The organism is Ensifer adhaerens, assembly GCF_000697965.2.
Lineage (GTDB): Bacteria > Pseudomonadota > Alphaproteobacteria > Rhizobiales > Rhizobiaceae > Ensifer > Ensifer adhaerens.
In genome coordinates this window covers 2301270-2323671 of the sequence record NZ_CP015880.1, presented here as the reverse complement: position 1 = coordinate 2323671, position 22402 = coordinate 2301270, and the positions used below count along the sequence as shown (strand labels likewise).

The window sequence follows — 22402 nt, the reverse complement described above, 5'->3', positions numbered from 1 at the left end:
TCACAAAATCACGTTAGATAAATTGAAATATCACAAATAGGTGTTACCTTCTCACGGTGAGCGTGGTCGAGGCTGCGCGGGATCGGGACCGAGACGATGAAGCCGGAAGACAGGCGACAGGCGATCATGGATGTGTTGATGGAGGCCGGAACGGCCTCCGTCGAAGACCTCTCCTTGCGCTTCGGCGTCAGCAAGATGACAGTGCATCGCGACCTCGACGACCTCGAGCAAGCGGGCCTCTTGCGCAAGGTCCATGGCGGCGCCTCGATCCAGTCGAGCCCGCAATTCGAAAGCGATTTCCGCTACCGCGAAAAGATCGCCATCTCCGAAAAGCGGCGGATCGCCGAACATGCGGCGAGCCTGATCGAGCCGGGGCAGAGCATCCTCATCGACGACAGTTCGACCACCGGCGCGATCGCCGATTGCATCCGCGACATCCGGCCGCTGACGGTCATCACCAACAATCTCGGCGTGATCACCAGCCTCTCAGGTGCTGCGGGCATCAACGTCATCGCGCTCGGCGGCCAATACAGCAAGAAGTTCAACGGCTTCTTCGGCATCGTCACGGACGAGGCGCTGCGGTCGCTGCGCGTCGATATCGCCTTTCTCTCGAGTTCTGCCATCGAAGGCACCACGGCCTTCCACCAGGACCAGGAGGTGGTGCAGGCCAAGCGCCTGATGGTGAAGGCGGCCAAGCGCAAATACCTCTTAGTAGACCACGACAAATTCGGGCGCTCTGCGCTCCATTTCCTGACCGGGCTCGATTCCTTCGACGCGGTGCTGACCGGCGCTGAAGTTTCGGCCGAACATGCCGCACCGCTCGAAGAGGCAGGCATCCGGCTGGTCAGGATCGACAATCTCAAGGAGAAAGCATGAGCAAGTCAGGCCTGTGGGTCGGCACCAGCTGGAAGATGAACAAGACGCTTGCCGAGGCGATGGTCTTTGCCGACGGCCTGGCGGCTGCCGACGCTTCGCGCGACGACCGCATCCAGCGCTTCGTCATTCCGCCGTTCACGGCGGTGCGTGAGGTCAAGGCGCGACTTTCCGGCACCAGCGTCAAGGTCGGCGCGCAGAACATGCATTGGGACGATGCCGGCGCCTGGACCGGCGAGGTGTCGCCGCTGATGCTTGCGGATTGCAACCTCGATGTGGTCGAGCTCGGCCACAGCGAGCGGCGCGAGCATTTCGGCGAGACCGACCGCACCGTCGGCCTGAAGACGGCAGCCGCCGTGCGCCATGGTCTGGTGCCGCTGATCTGCATCGGCGAGACGCTTTCTGAGCGCGAAGCGGGCGAGGCGGATCAGGTGCTGAAGCGCCAGGTCGAAGGCGCGCTGGCACTTCTCGAAGGCGCGGCGAAGAAGGCGACGATCCTGCTGGCCTACGAGCCGGTCTGGGCGATCGGCGTCAACGGCATTCCGGCGACGGCTGACTATGCCGACGAGCGCCACAAGCGCATCGCAGAGGTGGCGGAAGCCGCCCTCGGCCGTCGCGTGCCGGTGCTCTACGGCGGCAGCGTCAACCCCGGCAATTGCGAAGAACTGATCACCCAGGCGCATATCGACGGCCTCTTCATCGGCCGCTCCGCCTGGGACGTCACTGGCTATCTCGACATTCTGCAGCGTGTCGCCAAGGCGATCTGAGCCCCGGCCGTTGCAGCTCAAGAAGAACGAAAGGAACAATCATGAAGATTGCAATCGGAGCCGACAGCGCCGGCAAGCCCCTGCTGGATGTCATAGCCGCCCATCTCGGTGGCCGCAGCGACGTGGAAGTCGTGGATCTCAGCCAGTCCGGCTTCTATGCGGACCTCGCACAGAACCTGGCGCAGCAGGTTGTCGAGGGCAAGCATGACCGCGGCATACTGTTCTGCGGTACCGGCATCGGTGTATGCATCTCGGCCAACAAGGTGCCGGGCATCCGCGCGGCGCTGACGCACGACACCTATTCGGCCGAGCGGGCCGCCAAGTCGAATAACGCCCAGATCATCACCATGGGCGCCCGCGTCATCGGTCCGGAGCTGGCAAAGTCGATCGTCGACACCTGGCTCGCGTCCGAGTTCGACCCGAACGGCTCTTCAGCCGGCAATGTCGAGGCGATCAATCGCCTGGATGCCGCAAGAGCCGGTTGAGGGAAGGGGCGGGCGGCTTGCCGTCTGCATCCGGTTCCCGGTTCAAGGCCTACCTTATCTCGCGATGCCGTTGATCCTCCCTCAGGCATCGTGACGACACGCCCGGCAGCGATGCCGGGCGTTTTCATGTCCGGTCTCCCGCTTCGCCTTGACGAAGCTTCTGCAAATATTTGAATATTCTTGCGGATCGTCAATTGAAGGGCGTCGCCGCATGAGTGAAACCACCCCGACCGAGCCGCATCAAAGCGCGCACCACCATGTGGCGCGCATGAGCGGTCGCGACACGCATGAACATCACAGGACGGCGACGACGCTCGAACTCTTGTTCGACCTGACCTTCGTCATCGCCTTTAGCCTGGCGGCTTCGCAGCTTGCTCATTTCCTGGCCGAAGGGCACTTCTTTTCCGGCCTCTTCGGCTTCGCGCTTGCGACCTTCTCCATCTGCTGGGCCTGGATCAATTTCAGCTGGTTTGCCTCCGCCTACGACACGGACGACTGGGTATTCCGCATCGTCACCATGGTGCAGATGGTCGGCGTGCTGATCCTTGCGATCGCCCTGCCGCCAATGTTCGAATCGATCGACAAGGGTGAGCATCTCGACAACGGCATCATGGTGCTCGGCTATGTCGTCATGCGGGTGGCAATGCTCTTCCAATGGCTGCGCGCCAGCCGGCAGGACCCGGCCCGACGGGATGCCTGCATGGCCTATGTCAAAGCAATCAGCCTCGCCCAGCTTGGCTGGGTCGTTCTGATCTTCTTCGATTTCTCGCTGCTGGTGACCTTCGTCATGGTCGTGGGGCTGACGGCGATCGAGATGCTGGGCCCCTATGTCGCCGAGATGCGCTACGGCGGAACGCCCTGGCATGCCCATCACATCGCCGAGCGCTACGGGCTGCTCGCGATCATCGCGCTTGGGGAAGGGGTGGTCGGCACGGTCGCCTCAATCTCCGCCGTGGTCGAAGGGCAGGGCTGGAACCTCGATGTCGCGCTCGTCTGCCTCGCCGGTACGGGGCTCACCTTCGGCATGTGGTGGATCTATTTTCTGCTGCCGAGCGCCGAGATCCTGCACCGGCACCGTCAAAAACGCTCCTTCGTCTGGGGCTACGGCCACATGCCGATCTTCGCCTCGATCGTGGCGACTGGCGCCGGCCTGCATGTGGCGGCCTATTACATCGAGCACAAGGCGCATATCGGCTCGGTCGCAACGGTGCTGACCGTTGCGGTGCCCGTCGCGTGCTACATCGGGCTGCTCTATGCGATGTACGCCTATCTTATGCAGCAGGTGGAGCGGTTGCATCTCTGGCTGCTCGCGGGCACGGCAGTGGTGCTGGCCGCGTCAGTGGTCGCGGCCATGGCCGGGCTCGACATGGCCAAGTGCCTGATCATCCTGATGCTCGCGCCCGTCGTCACCATCGTCGGCTACGAGGTGGCGGGGCACCGGCACCGCGTGGCGGCACTGGATCGCAGCCTGCGCAAGAACGAGGCTGCGCATTGATTTTGCGAGTCGAAACAGCGCGTTGCCGGCTCAAGCTGGTGAGCCGATTCAGGTGGTTCAGAGGTTGATTCAAGCGCAGCGTTTGGCGCTGTTCGCCCCTGCCGCTGCCCCCTCACGCTAGCCTTCTCCCCGCAGGCGGGGAGAAGGTGGCCGGCAGGCCGGATGAGGGGCGAGCCTTCACCGGGCGGATGAGGGGCGAGCCAACCTCAAGCGCATCTCGCCGATCAGGCGTTGACGAGCGCCAGCTTGGCGCGGGCGTCGAGGATCTGGGCGCAGGCGTTGGCCGCCTCCGTACCCTTGGTAACGAAGTGCTCGCGGAAGAAGGCGATCAGCGGTTCGCTTTCCTGGAAATTGTGCGGCGTCAGTACGGCGGAAAGCACCGGCACATTGGTGTCGAGTTGCACGCGCATCATGCCGTCGAGCACGGTGCCGGCGACGAAATCGTGGCGGTAGATGCCGCCGTCGACGACGAAGGCGGTGCCGAGGATCGCGGCATAGCGGCCGGTCTTGGCCAGCGTCTGCGCATGCAGCGGGATTTCGAGCGCGCCGGGTACGTCGAAGATCTCGACGTCGGCGGCCGACCCGCCAAGCTTCGTCCATTGCGTGACGAAGGCATCGACGCAGCGGCCGACGATATCGGCATGCCAGCGGGCACGAACGATCGCGATCTTGGCGGCGGGGTGGGAAAGAATGGTCATGGTCTCAAGCCTTTCAGGGTTTGGCGTTTTCCAATGATCCCGTCGGGCGAACATGCATGCGCGCGAGGTCCCGTCGCGGGGACCCACGTTGCTGCTTGCTCTCTTCCATCCGGACTGTGACCGTCGGCTCCGGATTCTGACCGGATCTGCTGACCCCCAGGGCGAAACCCTGAGGCGCTCGCGGGCTTCGGCCTTTCGGCCGCTACCGCCGGTGGGGAATTTCACCCCGCCCTGAGAACAACGCGACTATATAGCGCGACCGCGCGCGGTCAAACGCACGGTGCGACGAAAATGCCAGAAATCACGACAGATTTTTCCAGTGTTTGGAGCCATCGGAAGAAATCGTTCCGATGGCGTCAATCGGCCTACTCCCGAATGACCAGCAGGTCCTTGGCGGCAAAGCGCAGCGTGACGTTGTCGCCGGAAACCGGCGGGGCCACACCCGGATTGTTGAACATGTCGAAGGAGATGACGTCGCCGCCGACGCGAAGGCGCGTGCGGATGACCGAGCCGAGGAAGCTCGTCGAGACGACCTCGCCGGCAAGCGACGTGTCGCCCGTGGCGCCCTCGGCGATCGAGCCCGCTTCGGGACGAAGCGCCAGCGATATGCTGTCGCCGCCCTTCATGCCGGCAATCGGATCCTTCAGCGCGATCTGCTGGTTGCCGATCGTGACGGCACCCGCGGCCGGGTCCGCGACCTTGCCTTCGATGATGCTGAGCGTGCCGACGAAGGAGGCGACGAAACGCGTTGACGGCGTGTTGTAGATTTCGAAGGGGGTGCCGATCTGGTCGGCGCGGCCGGCATTCATGACGACGATGCGATCGGAGATCGACAGCGCTTCTTCCTGGTCATGGGTCACGAACACGGTGGTGATGCCGAGCTGTTGCTGGATCTGCCGGATTTCCTCGCGCAGCGACACGCGGATTTTGGCGTCGAGCGCCGACAGCGGCTCGTCGAGCAGCAGCACCTGCGGCTTGACCGCAATGGCGCGGGCAAGCGCAACGCGCTGCTGCTGACCACCGGAGAGCTGGTAGGGGAAGCGGTCCGCCAGGTGCTCGAGCTTGATCAGCCCGAGCATCTGCTTCACCCTCGCGTCGATCTCCGACTTGTCTGTACCTGCGACCTTGAGGCCGAAGGCGACGTTGTCATGCACGTTCATGTTGGGAAACAGCGCATAGGCCTGGAACACCATGCCGATGTTGCGCTGGTTGGGCTTCAGCGAGTTCTGGTCGCGGCCGTTGATGACGATCTTGCCGCTGGTCGGGCTTTCGAAGCCGGCGATCATGCGCAGGACCGTGGTCTTGCCGCAGCCCGATGGCCCGAGGAACGAGACGAACTCGCCCTTTTCGATGTCCATGTTGAAATCGTGCACGACGTGAACCGGGCCGAAGGACTTCTTGATGCTGGTGAGTGACAGGAAACTCATGGGTGCGGTCCTCAGGCCTTAGGAGGCGCGCTTTTTTGAAAGCGCGAGACGAGCTGGATGAGGCCGAGGCAGCCCCAGGTGATGCCGAATGCAATGACGGCGAGTGCGGCCGGTTCATAGGCGCGGTTGGCGCCCAGGAGCTGCATGTAGGGGCCGAAAGCCGGGCGGTTGAGCAAGGCAGCCATGGTGAACTCGCCGATGACGATGGCAAAGGTCAGGAAGGCGCCCGAGAGCACGGCGACGAGCACGTTCGGCAGAATGATCTTGGCAAGGATCGTCGTCCATCCGGCGCCGAGGCTTTGGGCGGCCTCGGTCAAGGTGGCGACGTCGATGGTGCGAAGGCCGGTGTCGACCGCGCGGTACATGTAGGGCAGCGCAAGCGTCGCATAGCCGAACATCAGGAGGATGTTGGTGCCGGTGAGCGAGCCCGTCAACGGCAGCCAGCTCGAGGTGTTGTAGAGCCGGATGTAGCCGAAGACGATGACGATCGCTGGGATGACCAGCGGCAGCAGCGTTATGAACTCGATGACGGGGCGCAGCCGCGGCAGCTTGAGGCGGACCCAATAGGCTGTCGGCACGACGAGCAGAACACCGAAGAGGATGGTGAACAAGGCCTGCAGCACCGAATAGGTGAAGGTCTCCTGGAAGCGCGGGTCGGCGAAGACCTTCTGGTAAGCGTCGAAGGAGTATTCGCCGCGGCGCATCTTCAAGGAGAAGTTGGTCATGCCAATGAGCGGCAGGGTGAAATAGAGGAGGCCGAAAACGAGGGCTCCCCAGGCCCAGATCTTCTTCATTTCAGCCACCTTTCGCTGCGGCTGCGCAGCCAGATGTAGATCGCGTTGGCGATACCGGTGACGACGATCATGCCGAAGGCGAGCGCGTAACCGAGATGCGGGTTGCCGAGCACGTCGCCGCGGATCTGGGCAAAGAGCAGGATCGGCACGATCGAGAGCGACGAGCCGGTGAGTGCGATCGCGGTCGCAACGGCGCCGAAGGCATTGGCGAAAAGCAGCGCCAGCGTGCCGAGCAGCGACGGAAGCAGGATCGGGAAGGCGACCATGCGCCAGTATTGCAGGCCGGTGGCGCCGAGGATCTCGGCGGCCTCGCGCCATTCGCGCTTCAGGCCGTCGAGTGCCGGCGTGATGATCAGGATCATCAGCGGGATCTGGAAGAACAGATAGGTGACCGTCAGCCCCCAGAAGGACAGCAGGTTGAAGCCGAGCATCCGGAGGTCGAGCCCGAAGTTCGAGCGCAGGAAGACGGTGACGATGCCGACAGGTCCAAGCGTCGCGAGAAAGGCAAAGGCGAGCGGTACGCCGGCGAAGTTGGAGGCGACGCCGGAGAAGGTCAGGAGCGGTCCGCGGATCCCCTTCGGCAAGCCGCCGAAGACGATGGCGGACGCCATGGCAAAGCCGATCAGGCAGCCGAGAAGCGCCGAGGCGATGCTGATCTTGATGGAGATCCAGTAGGCAGCCAGAATCGAGGGCGTGAACAGGCCGCGGATGTTGTCGAGCGTGAAGCTGCCATCGGGCGTCTGAAACGCGCCGACCACGATCTTCATCGTCGGCAAAAGCAGGAACAGCGTCACGAAGGCGGCAAAGGGAAGAATGCCCAGCCAGTGAAGCGGTAGGCGACGCGCCGGCGGGCTGGCGTCGGGTTTAGCAGATGACATTCCGTTCGCGCCCCTGAAGCCGCGTTTTCCACGCGGGCGTTATCGATTGTTGCAAGCAAGAAGCGGGAAACCGACGAAGCCGCGCACGGCTCCCAGATCTCGCTCCAAGGACTTGAATTTCTTACGAATAACCTATGCGCCCCGACCGGAAAACCGGTCGGGGCGACATGTCTGTGGAAAGGCTTACTGAACGTTCGCGCCGACGACGGAATCCCAGCCGCCGGTGACGGCAGCCTTGTTGGCGTCGACTTCTTCGAGCGTCGGGAAGTAGGCCTTCTCGTAAGCGGCTGCCGGCGGCAGGGCGTCGATCAGCTCCTGCGGAACCTTGCCGGCCTTGACCATGGCGTTGAAGCGGGTCGGGTGGCAGAAGCCCTTGAGCCAGCCGAGCTGACCTTCGTCGGAGTAGAGGTGCTCCATCCACAGCTTCGCTGCGTTCGGGTGCGGCGCGTAGGCCGAGATGCCCTGAACGTAGACGCCGGCGAGAACGCCGCTGGCCGGAACGACGACTTCGGTCGGCGGGTTGCCGTTGAGGGTCTTTGCCCAGCCGAGCGCGTTGTAGTCCCAGGCAACGACGATCGGGGTCGAGCCCTGGGCGAGCGTGCCCGACTTGCCGATAACCGGAACGAAGTTGCCGGCCTTGTTCAGTTCGGCGAAGTAGCCGAGACCAGCTTCACCGGCTTCCTTGCCGGACTTTGCGCCCTTTGCGAGACCAGCGGCGAGAACGCCGAGGATCGCCTGGTTCGAGGCGCGGGGGTCACCGGCGAGAGCAACCTGGCCGGCATATTCCGGCTTCAGCAGATCAGCCCAGTCCTTCGGTGCGTTCTGGACGAGGTCCTTGTTCACGAGGAAGGACATGACGCCGTAGTAGTCGCCGTACCAGTAGCCTTCGGCGTCCTTGACGCTGTCCGGGATCTCGTCCCAGGTGGAGACCTTGTAGGGCTGCAGCAGGCCTTCGGCCTTCATCTGCGGGCCGAAGGCGAGACCGACGTCGACGACGTCAGGCGCCTGCGGGCCCTTGTTGTCCTTGTTGGCCTTGACGGCTTCGACTTCGTCGGCCGAGCCTGCGTCCGGGTTCAGTTCGTTGACCTGGATTTCCGGATACTTGGCCTTGAAGGAGGCGATGACGTCGCCGTAGCCGCACCAGTCGTGGGGCAGGGCGACGGTCGTCAGCATGCCTTCCTTCTTGGCGGCTTCGATGAGCTCGGCGCTCGGTTCGGCAGCGGCGATTGCCGTCGTCGCCAGGAAAATGGCGGTGGAGAGCGAAAGCAGGCGTTGGGTTTTTGAAATCACTGGAGTTCTCCTTATGGGTTTAGTCAAATTCGTTGGGTTTCAGTCGATTTCGGCGAAGCTGTTAAAGAGATGCGATGAAAGTAATGTGACAGGGGTTTATCCGTTCGCGCCGCGTATGTCGTTGGAAGAACATTTCTTTTTTGGCTTCGGCGGGCCACTGTCGCATAACTGCATGAAATCCTGTGAACGTGTCGGCGAATTCTCCTAGACCGGTTTGCGAAAGATGCGGGTGGAATCGAACAGGCCCTCGAGCGTCTTCATCCGATCCCGGGTTTCGTCCCAGTTCGAACTCTGAACGGCCTCGATCAGAGCCTCGATCAAGAACAGGATGACGACGGAACTGTCCCAGGCCGAGGGCACCTCGATCTGCGAGCGAAACACCCTTGAGGCGGACTTGGCGACCGGCGAACTCCAGCGATCGGTAAAAAGGATGATCTCGACACCCCGCTCGCGGGCGGATTTGGCAAGCGTCACCATCTCCTGCTCGTAGCGGCGGATGTCGAAGAGAATCAGCACGTCGCCCTGGCGCATGTCGAGCACGTAGTGCGGCCAGGCGCTGGCATTGGTGGCGATTTCGGTGACCCCCGGCCGAATGACCTGAAGGTGGGTGAAGAGATAATCGGCGAGCGAGCGGGTGATGCGGCCGCCGAGCAGATAGATGCTGCGCTTGCGGTCGGCGATCAGCGCGGCCGCCTCGTCGAATTCCTGCGGCTCGATCTGGGTCAGCGTCTCGCGCAGATTGCTGGTGATCGCGTCGGCAAAGCGGTTGAGCGTGTGGGTGCCGGGCGCATTGGCCGCCCAGCGGTCGTGCTTGGTGATCGGATTGGAAATCGTCGCTTCCAATTCCTGATGCAGCCTTGCCTGGAAATCCGGAAAACCGCGGAAACCGAGCTTCTGCACCATGCGGGCGACCGTCGGTGTCGAAACGCCGGCGTTCTCGGCAACCGTGGTGATCGAACCGAGTCCCGAAACGGGATAATTGTCGAGAAGCGTCTCTGCCAATTGCTTCTCCGCGCGGGTCAGCACGGTGAAGTGGGCGTTGATCACATCCGACACGGTGGTGGACGTCGCCTTGCTGCTCAAATTGTCTCCCCTGAACCGATCTTAAGCCGGTTTGTGACAGATTAAACATCGCTGTCACAATTGGAGTCAATCGCAATTTTGAAGAGATCGTTTCAGATTTTGATTGACATGCGTCATCCTCTGAAGAATTCTTTTCATTAACGAACGTCTAACGGGGCAAGAGGGGATGCCGGTGTTGACGCGACTTTTGACCGAAGCAGATGGCGATCCGGTTGCGATCGAGAACGCCGCAGGCAAAGGCGATATTGTGCTCGTCTGCGAGCATGCCTCGCGCCTCGTTCCCGAACGGCTGGGCACGCTTGGCCTCAGCGAACAGGCGCTCGAAAGTCATATTGCCTGGGACCCGGGTGCGCTTGCGGTTGCCAAGCTGCTCGCAACAAAGCTCGACGGGTCCCTGATCTACCAGCGCTTCTCCCGCCTTGCCTATGACTGCAACCGACCGCCGGAAGCGGACGCGGCGATGCCTGCTGTCAGCGAGGTCTACGAGATCCCGGGAAACCGGACGATGTCGGCCGACGAGCGCCAGGCGCGGGTCGACGAGATCTATCGGCCGTTCCACGATGCCGTCGCCCGGTTCGTATCCGATCGCAAGGCCGCGGGACGCCCGCCTGTTCTCGTGACGATGCACAGTTTCACGCCCGTCTATTTCGGCAAGCCGCGCGCCGTCGAAGTCGGCGTGCTTCACGATGCCGACAGCCGGCTTGCCGACCATATGCTCGCGACTGCCACCAAGGGGCAGGTTGCCTACGACATCCGGCGCAACGAGCCCTATGGGCCGGCCGACGGCGTTACCCATAGCCTGATCGAATATGGCGTCCACAACGGACTGCCGAATGTGATGATCGAGATCCGCAACGATCTCATTCGCAATGACATCGGCCAAAGGGTCATGGCCGATTACCTGGAAGGGCTGCTGCGCAAAGGCGCTGCGGCTGTTTCAGCACAATAAAAGACCCTGGGGAGCGGCGTTGCCGCGGTCCTGTTCCGGCCAACCGGGGCAGGTGGTTGATGGGACCCTGCCGCAATGGGGCGGTGTGGTCTGAAGAAATCAGGGGAAGAAAAATGTCGGACTACAGTGATTCAGACAAAAAGCAGGACATGAGCGTCCTGCACTCGATGGGCTATGCCCAGGAGCTCGAGCGGCGCATGAGCCAGTTCTCGAACTTCGCGGTGTCGTTCTCGATCATCTGCATTCTTTCGGGCGGCATCAACTCGCTCGCCCAGGCGACCGCCGGCGCGGGGGGCGCCGCGATCGGCATCGGTTGGCCGCTTGGCTGCTTCATCTCCTTGGTTTTCGCCGTTGCCATGGCACAGATCAGCTCGGCCTATCCAACGGCGGGTGGCCTCTATCACTGGGGTTCGATCCTCGGCAACCGCTTCACCGGCTGGCTGACAGCATGGTTCAACCTGCTCGGTCTCGTCACCGTTCTCGGTGCGATCAACGTCGGCACCTATTATTTCTTCATGGGTTCCTTCGGCACGCCCTATTTCGGCCTCGCCGATACGACGCTGACGCGCATCGTCTTCCTGGCCATCATCACCGGCGGGCAGGCGCTGGTAAACCACATGGGCATCGGGCTGACAGCCAAGCTCACCGACTTTTCGGGCTACCTGATCTTCGCGACGTCGATCCTGCTGGCGCTCGTGTGCCTGGTCGCAGCCGACAGCTACGACATCGCCCGTCTCTTCACCTTCTCCAACTATTCCGGTGAAGCCGGCGGCAACGTGTGGCCTCAGACCTCGGGCACCTGGGTGTTCCTACTCGGCCTGCTCCTGCCGATCTACACGATCACCGGCTATGACGCTTCGGCGCACACCTCCGAAGAGACGGTCAAAGCCGCCCATTCGGTGCCGCGTGGCATGGTCTCGTCGGTGCTCTGGTCGGCGCTTTTCGGCTATATCATGCTGTGCTCGTTCGTGCTGATGATCCCGAACATGGACGAAGCCGCCAAGCAGGGCTGGAACGTGTTCTTCTGGGCAATGGATGCGCAGGTGCACCCCATCATCAAGGACATCCTCTATCTCGCCATCCTCGTCAGCCAGTGGCTGTGCGGCCTGGCAACGGTGACCTCGGTGTCGCGCATGATCTTCGCGTTTTCGCGTGACGGCGGCCTGCCGGCCTCCAAGGCGCTTGCCAAGGTGAGCCCGACCTACCGCACGCCGGTTGCCGCGATCTGGATCGGCTCGATCCTGTCGGTCCTGTTCGTCTGGGGCTCGTCGCTGGTCTCGATCGGCGAGACGCCGGTCTACACCATCGTCGTTTCGTGCACGGTCATCTTCCTGTTCTTCTCCTTCGCGATCCCGATCACCCTCGGCCTGTTCGCCTGGGGCACTTCGAAGTGGGACAAGATGGGTCCGTGGAACCTCGGCGAGAGCATGTTCAAGCTGTTCGCGGTGCTCTCGATCATCGCCATGGTGCTGATCTTCATCCTCGGCGTGCAGCCGCCGAACGACTGGGCACTCTACATCACCGTGGGCTTCCTGGTGCTGACCGGCGCTGTCTGGTTCGGCTTCGAGAGCCGCCGCTTCCGCGGCCCGCCGATCGGTGACGAAGTGGCACGCCGCCAGGCAGAGATCGCCGCTGCAGAGAAGGCCGTCGGCCAGATCTGATCAACGACAAAAGGGCGGAAGCGCGACCGCGACTTCCGCCTTTTCTTTGGGGCCGGACGAAATCGAAAACAATGTGCGCGGCTTCCGGCCCGCACTCCGCGCCAGACAATTCGAGCTGATCACGTTCACGCGGCCAAAAAATATCGTGACCTCAAGGGAACGGCCGCGTGACAAAACATGGGATGGAAGTTGATGAGCTATACGTTTGACGAGTTGAAGGAAGACGTCGCCGCCGGCCGCATCGATACGGTGCTCGCCTGCCAGGTCGACATGCAAGGCCGGCTGATGGGCAAGCGCTTCCACGCGCAGTTCTTCGTCGATGGCGCCTGGAAGGAAACGCATAGCTGCAACTACCTGCTGGCGACCGACATGGAGATGGAGACCGTTCCCGGCTACAAGGCGACAAGCTGGGAAAAAGGCTACGGCGACTATACGATGAAGCCGGACCTTTCGACGCTTCGCCGCATCCCCTGGCTCGAAGGCACGGCGCTGGTTCTCTGCGACATGCTCGACCATCACACCCATGAGGAAGTGCCGCATTCGCCGCGGGCGATCCTGAAGAAGCAGGTGGCGCGTCTCGAGAAGATGGGCCTCAAGGCCTATATGGCGAGCGAGCTCGAATTCTTCCTCTTCGACCAGTCCTATGACGACGCCCGCCAGTCCGGCTATCGCGACCTGCAGCTCGTCAGCGGCTACAACGAGGACTACCACATCTTCCAGACGACCAAGGAAGAGGACGTGATGCGGGCGATCCGCAACGGTCTCCAGGGTGCAGACATTCCGGTCGAGAATTCCAAGGGTGAGGCGTCGGCCGGCCAAGAAGAGATCAACGTACGCTATGCCGACGCGCTGACGATGGCCGACCGGCATGCGATCATCAAGAACGGTTGCAAGGAAATCGCCTGGTCGCGCGGCAAGGCCATCACCTTCCTCGCCAAGTGGAACTATGCGGCCGCCGGTTCGTCCTCGCATATCCACCAGTCGCTCTGGAGCGCGGACGGCAAGTCGTCGAAGTTCTACGACGAGAGCGGCAAATACGGCATGTCCGAGATGATGCGCCATTACGTGGCCGGGCTTCTCACCCATGCGAGCGAGATCACCTATTTCCTCGCCCCCTACATCAACTCCTACAAGCGCTTCATGGCCGGTACCTTCGCGCCGACCAAGGCGGTCTGGAGCAAGGACAATCGCACGGCCGGCTATCGTCTCTGCGGCGAAGACACCAAGGCGATCCGTATCGAATGCCGCGTCGGCGGCTCCGATCTCAATCCCTATCTCGCTTTCGCCGCTTTGATCGCGGCGGGCATTTCCGGTATCGAAAACAAGATGGAACTGGAAGCGCCCTTCGTCGGCGATGCCTATGGCGGCAAGGACGTGCGCGAGATCCCGCGCACGCTTCGCGATGCGACGGCCGCGCTGACGGAATCGAAGATGCTGCGCGCCGCCTTCGGCGACGAGGTCATCGAGCACTATGCACGGGCAGGGCGCTGGGAGCAGGAAGAATATGATCGCCGCGTCACCGACTGGGAGGTCGCACGCGGTTTCGAACGGGCCTGACCCGCGACATAATCATTCACAAGGATGGCCGTTCCTGACCGGAGCGGCCATCGCATCATTCGCAATGAAAGCAGGAAGACGATCATGAGCATGATCAAGTGCATTTCGCCGGTGAACGGCGAGGTCTACGCAGAACGCCCGGCGATGCCGCTGGACATGGCAAAGCAGGTGGTTTCCCGCGCCCGCCAGGCGCAGAAGGCCTGGGCGCGCCGTCCGCTCGACGAGCGCGTCAATCTGGTTCTGGCCGGTGTCGCGCGCCTCAACGAGATGGTCGACGAAGTGGTGCCGGAGCTTGCCTGGCAGATGGGCCGGCCGGTGCGCTATGGCGGCGAATTCAAGGGCTTCAACGAGCGCTCGAACTATGTCGCGACCATCGCCGCCGATGCACTGAAGCCGCTGGTGATCGAGGAGAGCGACCGCTTCGAGCGCCGCATCGCCCGCGAGCCGCACGGTGTCGTCTTCGTCGTTGCACCTTGGAACTACCCTTACATGACCGCGATCAACACGGTCGCGCCGGCGCTGATGGCCGGCAACACGGTCATCATCAAACATGCGAGCCAGACGATCCTCGTCGGCGAACGCATGGTGCGCGCCTTCGTCGAGGCCGGCGTTCCCGCCGACGTCTTCCAGAACATCTTCCTCGACCACGAAACAACGGCGGCGCTGATTGCGGCCAGGAGCTTCGATTTCGTCAACTTCACCGGTTCGGTCGAAGGCGGGCGTTCGATCGAACGGGCGGCGGCCGGTACCTTTACCGGTCTCGGTCTCGAACTCGGCGGCAAGGATCCGGGCTACGTCATGGAAGACGCGGATCTCGACGCGGCCGTCGACACGCTGATGGACGGCGCCACCTACAATTCTGGCCAGTGCTGCTGCGGCATCGAGCGCATCTACGTGCACGAAAAGCTCTACGACGCCTTCGTCGAGAAGTCGGTCGCCTGGGTTTCCAACTACAAGCTCGGCAATCCGCTCGATCCGGAAACGACGCTGGGGCCGATGGCCAACAAGCGTTTTGCTGCCACCGTGCGCGAGCAGATCGCCGACGCCGTTGCCAAGGGCGCCAAGGCTCTGATCGACCCGAAGCTTTTCCCTGCCGACGACGGCGGCGCCTATCTCGCGCCGCAGATCCTCGTAAATGTCGACCACTCCATGGCCTTCATGCGCGAAGAGACCTTCGGCCCTGCCGTCGGCATCATGAAGGTGAATAGCGACAGCCAGGCGATCGAGTTGATGAACGATAGCCAGTATGGCCTTACCGCATCGCTCTGGACCAGGGATGCCGAGCGTGCCGCGCGCATCGGCGCCGACATCGAGACTGGTACGGTGTTCATGAACCGCGCCGACTATCTCGACCCGGCGCTTTGCTGGACCGGCGTCAAGGAAACCGGCCGCGGCGGCTCGCTTTCGGTCATCGGCTTCCAGAACCTCACCCGTCCGAAATCCTATCATCTGAAGAAAGTCACCGCATGACCATCACCGCCAACTGGAGCTATCCGACGTCCATCAAGTTCGGTGCCGGCCGGATCAAGGAGCTTGCCGACCATTGCAAGGCGGTCGGCATGAAGAAGCCGCTGCTGATTACCGATCGGGGCCTCGCGCCGATGGCGATTACGCAAAATGCGCTCGATATCCTCGAGGCCGCCGGCCTCGGCCGCGCGATCTTTGCCAACGTCGATCCGAACCCGAACGACATTAATCTCGCCGCCGGCGTGAAGGCGTTCAAGGATGGAGGCCATGACGGCGTCGTCGCCTTCGGCGGCGGCTCTGGCCTCGACCTCGGCAAGTGCGTCGCCTTCATGGCCGGGCAGAGCCGCCCCGTCTGGGACTTCGAGGATATCGGTGACTGGTGGACGCGGGCGAGCGTCTCAGGCATTGCACCGATCATTGCAGTGCCCACCACCGCCGGCACCGGCTCTGAAGTCGGCCGCGCCAGCGTCATCACCAATTCGGCAAGCCATGTGAAAAAGGTGATCTTCCATCCGAAGTTCCTACCGGCAGTCACGATCTGCGACCCGGAACTGACGGTCGGCATGCCCAAGGTGATCACCGCGGGCACCGGCATGGACGCCTTTGCCCATTGCCTGGAAGCCTATTCCTCGCCCTTCTATCACCCGATGTCTGCGGGCATTGCGCTTGAAGGCATGCGGCTGGTGAAGGAATACCTGCCGCGCGCCTACAAGGACGGCACCGACATCGAGGCGCGCGCCAACATGATGAGTGCGGCCGCCATGGGTGCCGTCGCGTTCCAGAAGGGCCTTGGCGCCATCCACTCGCTGTCGCATCCGGTGGGCGCGATCTACAACACCCACCACGGCATGACCAATGCGGTCGTGATGCCGCCGGTGCTGCGTTTCAACCGTCCGGCGATCGAGGACAGAATAGTGCGCGCTGCCGCCTATCTCGGCATTTCCGGTGGCTTCGACGGCTTCTACGACTACGTGCTGAAGTTGCGCGAGGAACTCGGCGTTCCGGACAAGCTCGCAGCCCTCGGCGTTGGCACCGACCGGATCGACGAAATGTCGGAGATGGCGATCGTCGACCCGACGGCCGGCGGCAACCCGGTCGAGTTGACGCTCGACGCCGCGAAGAAGCTCTTCCGCGAGTGCATCTGACCAATTCCCGACGCCTTTGCCCCCAGGCGAAGGCGTCGGCCTATCGGTTTAGTTAGCCCAAAAATACCACTTGCCATTGCGGCGGATCTGTCACCTAATCGTCATCGAACTGTCACGTTTCGGGCTCGCGGGGCGTTTTCTTTACGCTTTGTTTACCGCGGTCTGGAACGCTTGCATTAGGGTGTGCGTATGTATCGGCCCGCGAAAATCCGGGCCTGCGTTGAGTTAGGGTCGACCGATGGCGATTGTATCCCTCGCGAATGCGAAGGGGGGAGCCAGCAAGACAACGGCAGCCTTGCTGCTTGCCTGCGAATTCGCCCGGCGCGGCGATCGCGTTGCGGTTCTTGATTGCGATCCACTCGCCTGCATGACCGACTGGTTCCGCCACGGCCGCAACGATGGCAATCTCTTCGTTCTCTCAGGTGTAGCGACAACCACGCTCAGCGATCATCTCCGGCGGCTGCGCGGTCAGGTCGAGCATGTGATCATCGATCTCTCCGGGGCGGCCGACGTGCTGGTGGCGCTGGCGATCGGTCTTTCGGACCTGACGCTGATCCCGGTGCAGGGCTGTGTGATGGATGCGCGCGGCGCCATCCAGGTGCTGGACCTGATCCGCCACATCGAGAACAACGCGCGCGCCAACATCAACCACGCGGTTCTGCTGACCCGGGTCAACCCGATCGTGACGACGCGGGCGATGCGCCGGGTCAAGCTGCTGCTTTCGGAGAACCGGATCCGGCTCGTCGATACCCCGCTGGTGGAGCGTACGGCCTTCCGCGAACTCTTTGAGCGGGGCGACACGCTTTCCTCTCTCGACCCCGCGAAGGTCAGCAACCTTGCCAAGGCGCAGGCCAACGCCCAGGCGTTTGCGAATGACGTGCTGACCCTGCTCAGCCCGACAGGCGAGGCGGTGCGGCACGGGCCGTTCTCGTCGATGTGCTATCGATCACAGCACGTGAGCGAACCGGCAGTTTTGCCGGTCTGAGGCCAGAACTCCAGCATTTTCATCACCATAGCAGTGTCTCTGGCACGCAGCCTTAAGGCCGACTGTCAGGTTTGACGTGCCGGCGTTACCGTTTCGTTAACCAAATTCTGTAAGGTTTCGTTAAGAAGCGAACCACCGGCTGTGGCCGTCCGGTTCAGCGCGATACAGGCATAGAATGGGGAATATCATGGCGGTCATCACTTTCGCCAATGCAAAGGGTGGTGCGGGCAAGACGACCGCGGCGCTGATCCTGTCGACGGAACTGGCGCGGCAGGGGCACCGGGTAGTCGTCCTCGATGCCGATCCGCAGCGCTGGATCACCAGCTGGGCGGAGGCTTCCGGCCATATCGCCAACCTCACCGTCATTTCGCACATCACGCCCGGCTCGCTCGAATGTCATATCCGCGAGGCGAAGGACGAAGCGGATTATATCGTCATCGATCTCGCGGGCGCCAAGGACCAGATCGTAGCACTTGCACTCGCCATCTCTGACCAGGTGCTGATCCCGGTGCAGGGCTGCGCCATGGATGCCAAGGGTGCGGCTCAAATTCTTGAGCTGATCCGCCAGATCCAGGACCGTTCGGGCCTGCGCATCAACCATTCTGTGGTGCTCACCCGCGTCAATTCGCTGGTCACCACGCGTGCGCTGCAGACGATCAAGGCGATGCTCGCCGAGCGCGGCGTCTCGGTTCTCGACACGCCGATCGTCGAGCGCGCCGCCTATCGCGAGATCTTCGATTTTGGCGGCACGCTGCAGACGATGGATCCGAACCGCGTCAGCAATCTCGACAAGGCGCGGGAAAACGCAGCAGCCCTCGCCAAGGAAGTGCAGGCGCTGATGCCGGTCAAGACGCGCCGCTCCTGGGCTGCGCGCATGCCATCCTGGGCTTCGCGAAACGCCGCCTGATCCTTCGCCGTTCCACCGTTTATTGCGTATCAACCGGAATTGATATTCGTCAGTTCCGGTTGAGTTGTATTTCAGGCCTCGCGAAATAGCTGTTTCGCGTAAGGCTTCCTTTACCCTGCGCTTCTATCAGTGGCCCAGGACACAGCTTGCCCCTGCGACCGACTGAACAGGGCAACCAGCCGCCATGATTGCGGCCATGATCTCAGACGCTGCAGCGCCCTAGATCCTGTCTCCATGATCCAGAAATGAGCATGCAGGGAAGTTCGCGCATGAAAACGGAACACGCCGCTGCCGGCACGCAAGACGTTGCCGGTCGTCTGAATTTCATGGCGCTCGATGACGCCGCCAAGACGAGCCTGAAGGCGCTGAAGCCGATCCTCGAGAAGGAACTTAAACCCGCGCTCGACAAGTTCTACGTCAAGGTCAAGACGACGCCCGAGACCAAGCGCTTCTTCTCCTCCGACGCTCATATCGACCGCGCCAAGGGCGCCCAGGTCGGCCACTGGGCCAATATCGTCGATGCCAATTTCAACGAGGATTACAGCGCCAAGGTTCGCACCATCGGCCTGGTGCACGCCCGCATCGGGCTCGAGCCGCGCTGGTACATCGGCGGCTACGCGCTGATCGCCGAGCATCTGATCACCGAAATCGTCAAGGCGCACTGGCCGAAGGCCGGCCTGTTCTCGCGCAAGGGGACCTCGGCCGAGGACATGGGCGCGATGCTGTCGAGCCTGATCAAGGGCGTCTTCCTCGACATGGATCTGTCGATCTCCGTCTACATGGACGCCTCCGACGTCACCAAGCAACGTGCGGTGCAGGAAGAAGTGCTGGCTGCCGAACGCGCGCTGATCAGCAAGACCTTCGGCGCGGCGCTGAAGAAGATCGCCGATGGCGACTTGACGGCACGCATCGGTGGGGACCTGCCGGTTGCCTATCAGGAGCTTGGCGAAAATTTCAACCACGCGATCGGCGAGCTTGCACGCGCCATCGGCGGCATCGAGGCCGGCGCCAGCCAGATCCACACGAGCGCCAAGGAGATTGCGGCGGCTGCCGACGATCTGGCCCGGCGCACGGAACGGCAGGCGGCCAACCTTGAAGAGACGGCCGCTGCCGTCGAGCAAGTGACGCGCACGGTCAAGCAGACGGCCGAAGGCGCCAACCAGGCGAACTCGACCGTGATTGCCGCCCGCGCCAATGCCGAACAGAGCGGCGAGATCGTCAGCCACGCGATCGAGGTGATGCAGGAGATCCAGACGTCTTCCGCCAGCATCGCGCGGATCGTCGACGTCATCGACGAGATCGCCTTCCAGACCAACCTCCTGGCGCTGAACGCCGGCATCGAAGCGGCCCGCGCCGGCGAGGCGGGCAGGGGCTTTGCGGTTGTCGCCTCCGAAGTCCGGGCGCTGGCCCAGCGCTGCGCCGAAGCGGCCAAGGACATCCAGGGCCTGATCGCCAAGTCGCGCGGCCAGGTGGACGACGGCGTCAATTCGGTCAATCAGGTGGCGCAGTCGCTGCAGCAGATCGTCGCCCAGGTCGTCGAAGTCAGCTCCGTCTTCGGCGCCATCCGCGCCAGCACCGCCGAACAGGCAACCGGCCTGCAGGAGGTCAACACCGCGATTACCCAGATGGACCAGATCACCCAGCAGAACGCCGCCATGGTCGAGCAGGCGAACGCCGCAAGCCAGGCATTGACGGGAGAGGCCGAGCACATCGCCACGCGTCTGCGGGCGTTCCGCACGTCGGGTCAGGTGCAGGTCAGCGCCGGCTCGGGTTACCGCGCAGCGGCGTAATCGCGCCTTCCGTTCGAGAGACAACGCCTCGGGTCAGGGATGATCCGAGGCGTTTTGCTTTGCTGATCGCGGCGCAGTGATGTTGGGGGCAGCTTCACCGCGCGGCCAGGGACTTTCTACGCCGGAAGCGATCGATGGTGGCTTTCGCTCTTTGTCCCGATGGAATTAAGATGTCCGCGCTCTGCCTCGCCCGGACACCTGAAGTTGATCACGCCGCCCGTTGAACTAAAGACAAGCCGTCTTCACCTGCGTGCAGCCCGCTCTGAACACGCGGCGTCCGTGTTTACGGAATACACCGGCAACAGCATGGCAGCACGATTTTTGCCGCGCGGCGCTCATCCCGCACAATCCAGCACCGAGGCGGTCATCCATGCGTGGGGAGAAAGCAGCTGGGCGGATGGTGACCGCTTCATCTGGAGCATCATCGACCGCAGCGACCAGCGGCCGATGGGCCTCTTCCTCATGTTTGTGGATGGGGACGGCGCGGAAATTCACTATGGCATCGGTCCGGCCTATTGGGGACGGGGGCTGGCGACGGAAGCCGGTCTTGCGATTATGCATTGGGTCAAGCAGCAGTCACCCCTATCCGAGGTTCATACCATATGCGCGGCAGCACATGAGAGCAGCTGCCGTGTTCTCGAAAAGATTGGCCTGGTGCGTGGCCAGTTCCTGCCTGACGCCTTGTTGCTGAAGGCCACCGGAGAAAGGATCGACGGTTGGTCATATCGCTGGAGACGCTCCGAGTGAGGGCAAAGGCAGCACCAGCTTGCCGCCGCAGTTCGCGGCGCGCTCACCTGGCTTGAAAGCCAAGGTCGCAGCTGAAAAACGAACCGGGTCGAATGCGGATTTCACGCCGTTAGCGCGAAGCACAGAGCCGCGCGCTGACGGGACCGGCAAGTCCGGCGACTAAGCGGGAACGTAGACCAGCCGCACCACGTCCTCGCCGATCCGATCATGAGCGATCAGGCGGAGCCGCGGGCGGGGGCCGGCGAAATAGGGGTTGCCGTGACCAAGGACGACCGGGTGCAGGTAGATCCGGTACTCGTCGATCAAGCCCAGTTCGGTGAGGCTGTGCGCGAGGACGGGGCCCGCCACCTCGATCTCGCCGTCGTGCTCGGCCTTCAGCTTGCGCACGGCGCCCGCAAGATCACCGTCGACGAGCCGGGCATTGGGGCCGACGGACGCCGAGGAGCGCGAGACGACCCATTTCGGCTGCTTTCGCCACGCGGCTGCGAAGGCCTGTCTGTCCGCATCCCATTCCGGATGCTCGTCGTCCCAGTAGCGCATGATCTCATAGATCCGACGGCCGTACAGGCTGCCCGTCTGCTGTTCGGCCTCCTTGATGAAATGGCGGAAGAGCGTGGGACTTGGCGCAAACTCCATGTGGTCGACGTAGCCGTCCAGCGACTGGTTCATTCCGAACACGAGCTTAGCCATGGCCAGTTCCTTGTCTCGAATGGCCCGTTCGCACGGGTCTGCTTGCGACGTGCAATCGGTCAACGCTAAGCCGACTGATTTCAAATCGCAAGCGGTTTTTGGGCTTTGCCATCGACGGTCTCTACCGTGCACGGGCCACCGATGGTCGCTGCTGCGCTATTGCGAATTGGCCGCTGTCGGCCGTCTGCGTTTCGTCACGGCCTTTTCAAGGTGTTGATCGTACCAGTGGTCGGGGAATTTTATGTCCCACATCAGGTGGCGCAAGTCTCCGGCGTCGATATCTCGGTATCCCAGTTCCTCCAGCCGAAGCAGAAGCAACATATGATCGGTGATGACGATCAGCCGGGCGTGGTTGACGACCTGAAGCAGCGCCGGGCGCAATGCCGCATGGGATTTGAAGCCGAACGACGCGGCGATTGCCTCGTCCAGGTGGGATGACTTGATGTGCGGGTAACGATCCCGGAGGGACTTCTTCAGGGCGGCGATATTGGACGGCGAGAACCTGACCTGCGGGTGCAGCATGAGACGATCCGATGCTCCTGGTCGAAGTCTGCCGATTACGCTTCGACGTTGATGAACATGGTCGTCGAGTAAAGTTCCGCGGCCCTTCAACCCGGCAGCAGGTTTGGAGGGGTACCCGCGGCGGTCGCTACACCTCAGGGTTTCAATATTCAAGATAGGTCAGCATGGGCCGGCGCAATCCGGCTGGCGCGC

General features: G+C 62.5%; 21 protein-coding genes and 1 riboswitch. Of the genes, 13 read left to right on the top strand and 8 right to left on the bottom strand.

The genetic code is table 11. The features are described 5' to 3' along the window. The first annotated feature begins 96 nt into the window (after positions 1–96). The 4 genes from FA04_RS11245 (at position 97) to FA04_RS11230 (ending at position 3620) form a co-directional block, all read left to right on the top strand. Positions 97–876, top strand: a complete 780-nt coding sequence (locus FA04_RS11245) for a DeoR/GlpR family DNA-binding transcription regulator (RefSeq protein ID WP_034792214.1) — start codon at positions 97–99, stop codon at positions 874–876. Continuing rightward, positions 873–1640: a triose-phosphate isomerase gene (locus FA04_RS11240; protein WP_034792216.1), complete on the top strand. Its 768-nt coding sequence runs from the start codon at positions 873–875 to the stop codon at positions 1638–1640. The genes FA04_RS11245 and FA04_RS11240 overlap by 4 nt, the downstream gene beginning before the upstream one ends. A gap of 41 nt (positions 1641–1681) precedes the next feature. Continuing rightward, positions 1682–2125, top strand: a complete 444-nt coding sequence (derI, locus tag FA04_RS11235; RefSeq protein ID WP_034792218.1) for a D-erythrulose-4-phosphate isomerase — start codon at positions 1682–1684, stop codon at positions 2123–2125. Between the two features lie 211 nt (positions 2126–2336). After that, the gene (locus FA04_RS11230) at positions 2337–3620 is read left to right on the top strand and encodes a low temperature requirement protein A (RefSeq protein WP_034792246.1); all 1284 of its coding nucleotides are present in this window, start codon (positions 2337–2339) and stop codon (positions 3618–3620) included. A gap of 224 nt (positions 3621–3844) precedes the next feature. On the opposite strand, the gene FA04_RS11225 is transcribed toward FA04_RS11230, so the two are convergent. The 6 genes from FA04_RS11225 to FA04_RS11200 form a co-directional block, all read right to left on the bottom strand. Next, entirely contained in the window at positions 3845–4318 is a 474-nt protein-coding gene (locus tag FA04_RS11225; protein ID WP_034792248.1) for a 6,7-dimethyl-8-ribityllumazine synthase, read from the bottom strand. 93 nt (positions 4319–4411) lie between these two features. Beyond that, a riboswitch (FMN riboswitch) is annotated at positions 4412–4561 on the bottom strand. Positions 4562–4683: 122 nt separating this feature from the next. Further along, positions 4684–5745: an ABC transporter ATP-binding protein gene (locus FA04_RS11220; protein WP_034792269.1), complete on the bottom strand. Its 1062-nt coding sequence runs from the start codon at positions 5743–5745 to the stop codon at positions 4684–4686. 11 nt (positions 5746–5756) lie between these two features. Continuing rightward, positions 5757–6539 (bottom strand): ABC transporter permease, encoded by a 783-nt coding sequence (locus tag FA04_RS11215; protein ID WP_034792271.1) that lies wholly within the window; start codon positions 6537–6539, stop codon positions 5757–5759. Next, positions 6536–7417 carry an ABC transporter permease gene (locus FA04_RS11210; RefSeq protein ID WP_034792273.1) on the bottom strand — a complete coding sequence of 294 codons (882 nt, stop codon included), beginning with the start codon at positions 7415–7417 and terminating at the stop codon, positions 6536–6538. The genes FA04_RS11215 and FA04_RS11210 overlap by 4 nt, the downstream gene beginning before the upstream one ends. 183 nt (positions 7418–7600) lie before the next feature. Beyond that, the gene (locus FA04_RS11205; protein WP_034792275.1) at positions 7601–8707 is read right to left on the bottom strand and encodes an ABC transporter substrate-binding protein; all 1107 of its coding nucleotides are present in this window, start codon (positions 8705–8707) and stop codon (positions 7601–7603) included. A 204-nt stretch (positions 8708–8911) separates the two neighbouring features. Further along, the gene (locus FA04_RS11200; protein ID WP_034792277.1) at positions 8912–9790 is read right to left on the bottom strand and encodes a MurR/RpiR family transcriptional regulator; all 879 of its coding nucleotides are present in this window, start codon (positions 9788–9790) and stop codon (positions 8912–8914) included. Positions 9791–9965: 175 nt separating this feature from the next. On the opposite strand from FA04_RS11200, the gene FA04_RS11195 reads away from it, so the two are divergent. The 9 genes from FA04_RS11195 to FA04_RS11155 all read left to right on the top strand — a co-directional run bounded on the left by FA04_RS11195 (position 9966) and on the right by FA04_RS11155 (position 20998). After that, entirely contained in the window at positions 9966–10739 is a 774-nt protein-coding gene (locus FA04_RS11195; protein WP_082566243.1) for an N-formylglutamate amidohydrolase, read from the top strand. 113 nt (positions 10740–10852) lie between these two features. Further along, a complete protein-coding gene (locus FA04_RS11190; RefSeq protein WP_034792285.1) occupies positions 10853–12400 on the top strand; it encodes an amino acid permease in 1548 nt (515 codons plus the stop codon). Positions 12401–12592: 192 nt separating this feature from the next. Further along, positions 12593–13957: a glutamine synthetase family protein gene (locus FA04_RS11185; RefSeq protein WP_034792288.1), complete on the top strand. Its 1365-nt coding sequence runs from the start codon at positions 12593–12595 to the stop codon at positions 13955–13957. Between the two features lie 84 nt (positions 13958–14041). After that, positions 14042–15427: an aldehyde dehydrogenase family protein gene (locus FA04_RS11180; protein ID WP_034793564.1), complete on the top strand. Its 1386-nt coding sequence runs from the start codon at positions 14042–14044 to the stop codon at positions 15425–15427. Continuing rightward, positions 15424–16569 carry an iron-containing alcohol dehydrogenase gene (locus tag FA04_RS11175; protein WP_034792313.1) on the top strand — a complete coding sequence of 382 codons (1146 nt, stop codon included), beginning with the start codon at positions 15424–15426 and terminating at the stop codon, positions 16567–16569. Before FA04_RS11180 ends, FA04_RS11175 begins: the two co-directional genes overlap by 4 nt. Before the next feature lie 238 nt (positions 16570–16807). Next, positions 16808–17554 carry a ParA family protein gene (locus FA04_RS11170; protein ID WP_051659244.1) on the top strand — a complete coding sequence of 249 codons (747 nt, stop codon included), beginning with the start codon at positions 16808–16810 and terminating at the stop codon, positions 17552–17554. 187 nt (positions 17555–17741) lie between these two features. Next, the gene (locus FA04_RS11165) at positions 17742–18461 is read left to right on the top strand and encodes a ParA family protein (RefSeq protein WP_034792347.1); all 720 of its coding nucleotides are present in this window, start codon (positions 17742–17744) and stop codon (positions 18459–18461) included. 269 nt (positions 18462–18730) lie between these two features. Beyond that, on the top strand, positions 18731–20251 hold the full coding sequence (locus tag FA04_RS11160) for a globin-coupled sensor protein (protein ID WP_051659245.1): 1521 nt from the start codon (positions 18731–18733) through the stop codon (positions 20249–20251). Positions 20252–20455: 204 nt separating this feature from the next. After that, positions 20456–20998: a GNAT family N-acetyltransferase gene (locus FA04_RS11155; RefSeq protein WP_034793572.1), complete on the top strand. Its 543-nt coding sequence runs from the start codon at positions 20456–20458 to the stop codon at positions 20996–20998. Positions 20999–21157: 159 nt separating this feature from the next. On the opposite strand, the gene FA04_RS11150 is transcribed toward FA04_RS11155, so the two are convergent. Then, the gene (locus tag FA04_RS11150; RefSeq protein WP_034792349.1) at positions 21158–21688 is read right to left on the bottom strand and encodes a dihydrofolate reductase family protein; all 531 of its coding nucleotides are present in this window, start codon (positions 21686–21688) and stop codon (positions 21158–21160) included. Positions 21689–21844: 156 nt separating this feature from the next. Further along, a complete protein-coding gene (locus FA04_RS11145; RefSeq protein ID WP_034792351.1) occupies positions 21845–22210 on the bottom strand; it encodes a hypothetical protein in 366 nt (121 codons plus the stop codon). Positions 22211–22402 lie beyond the last annotated feature (192 nt).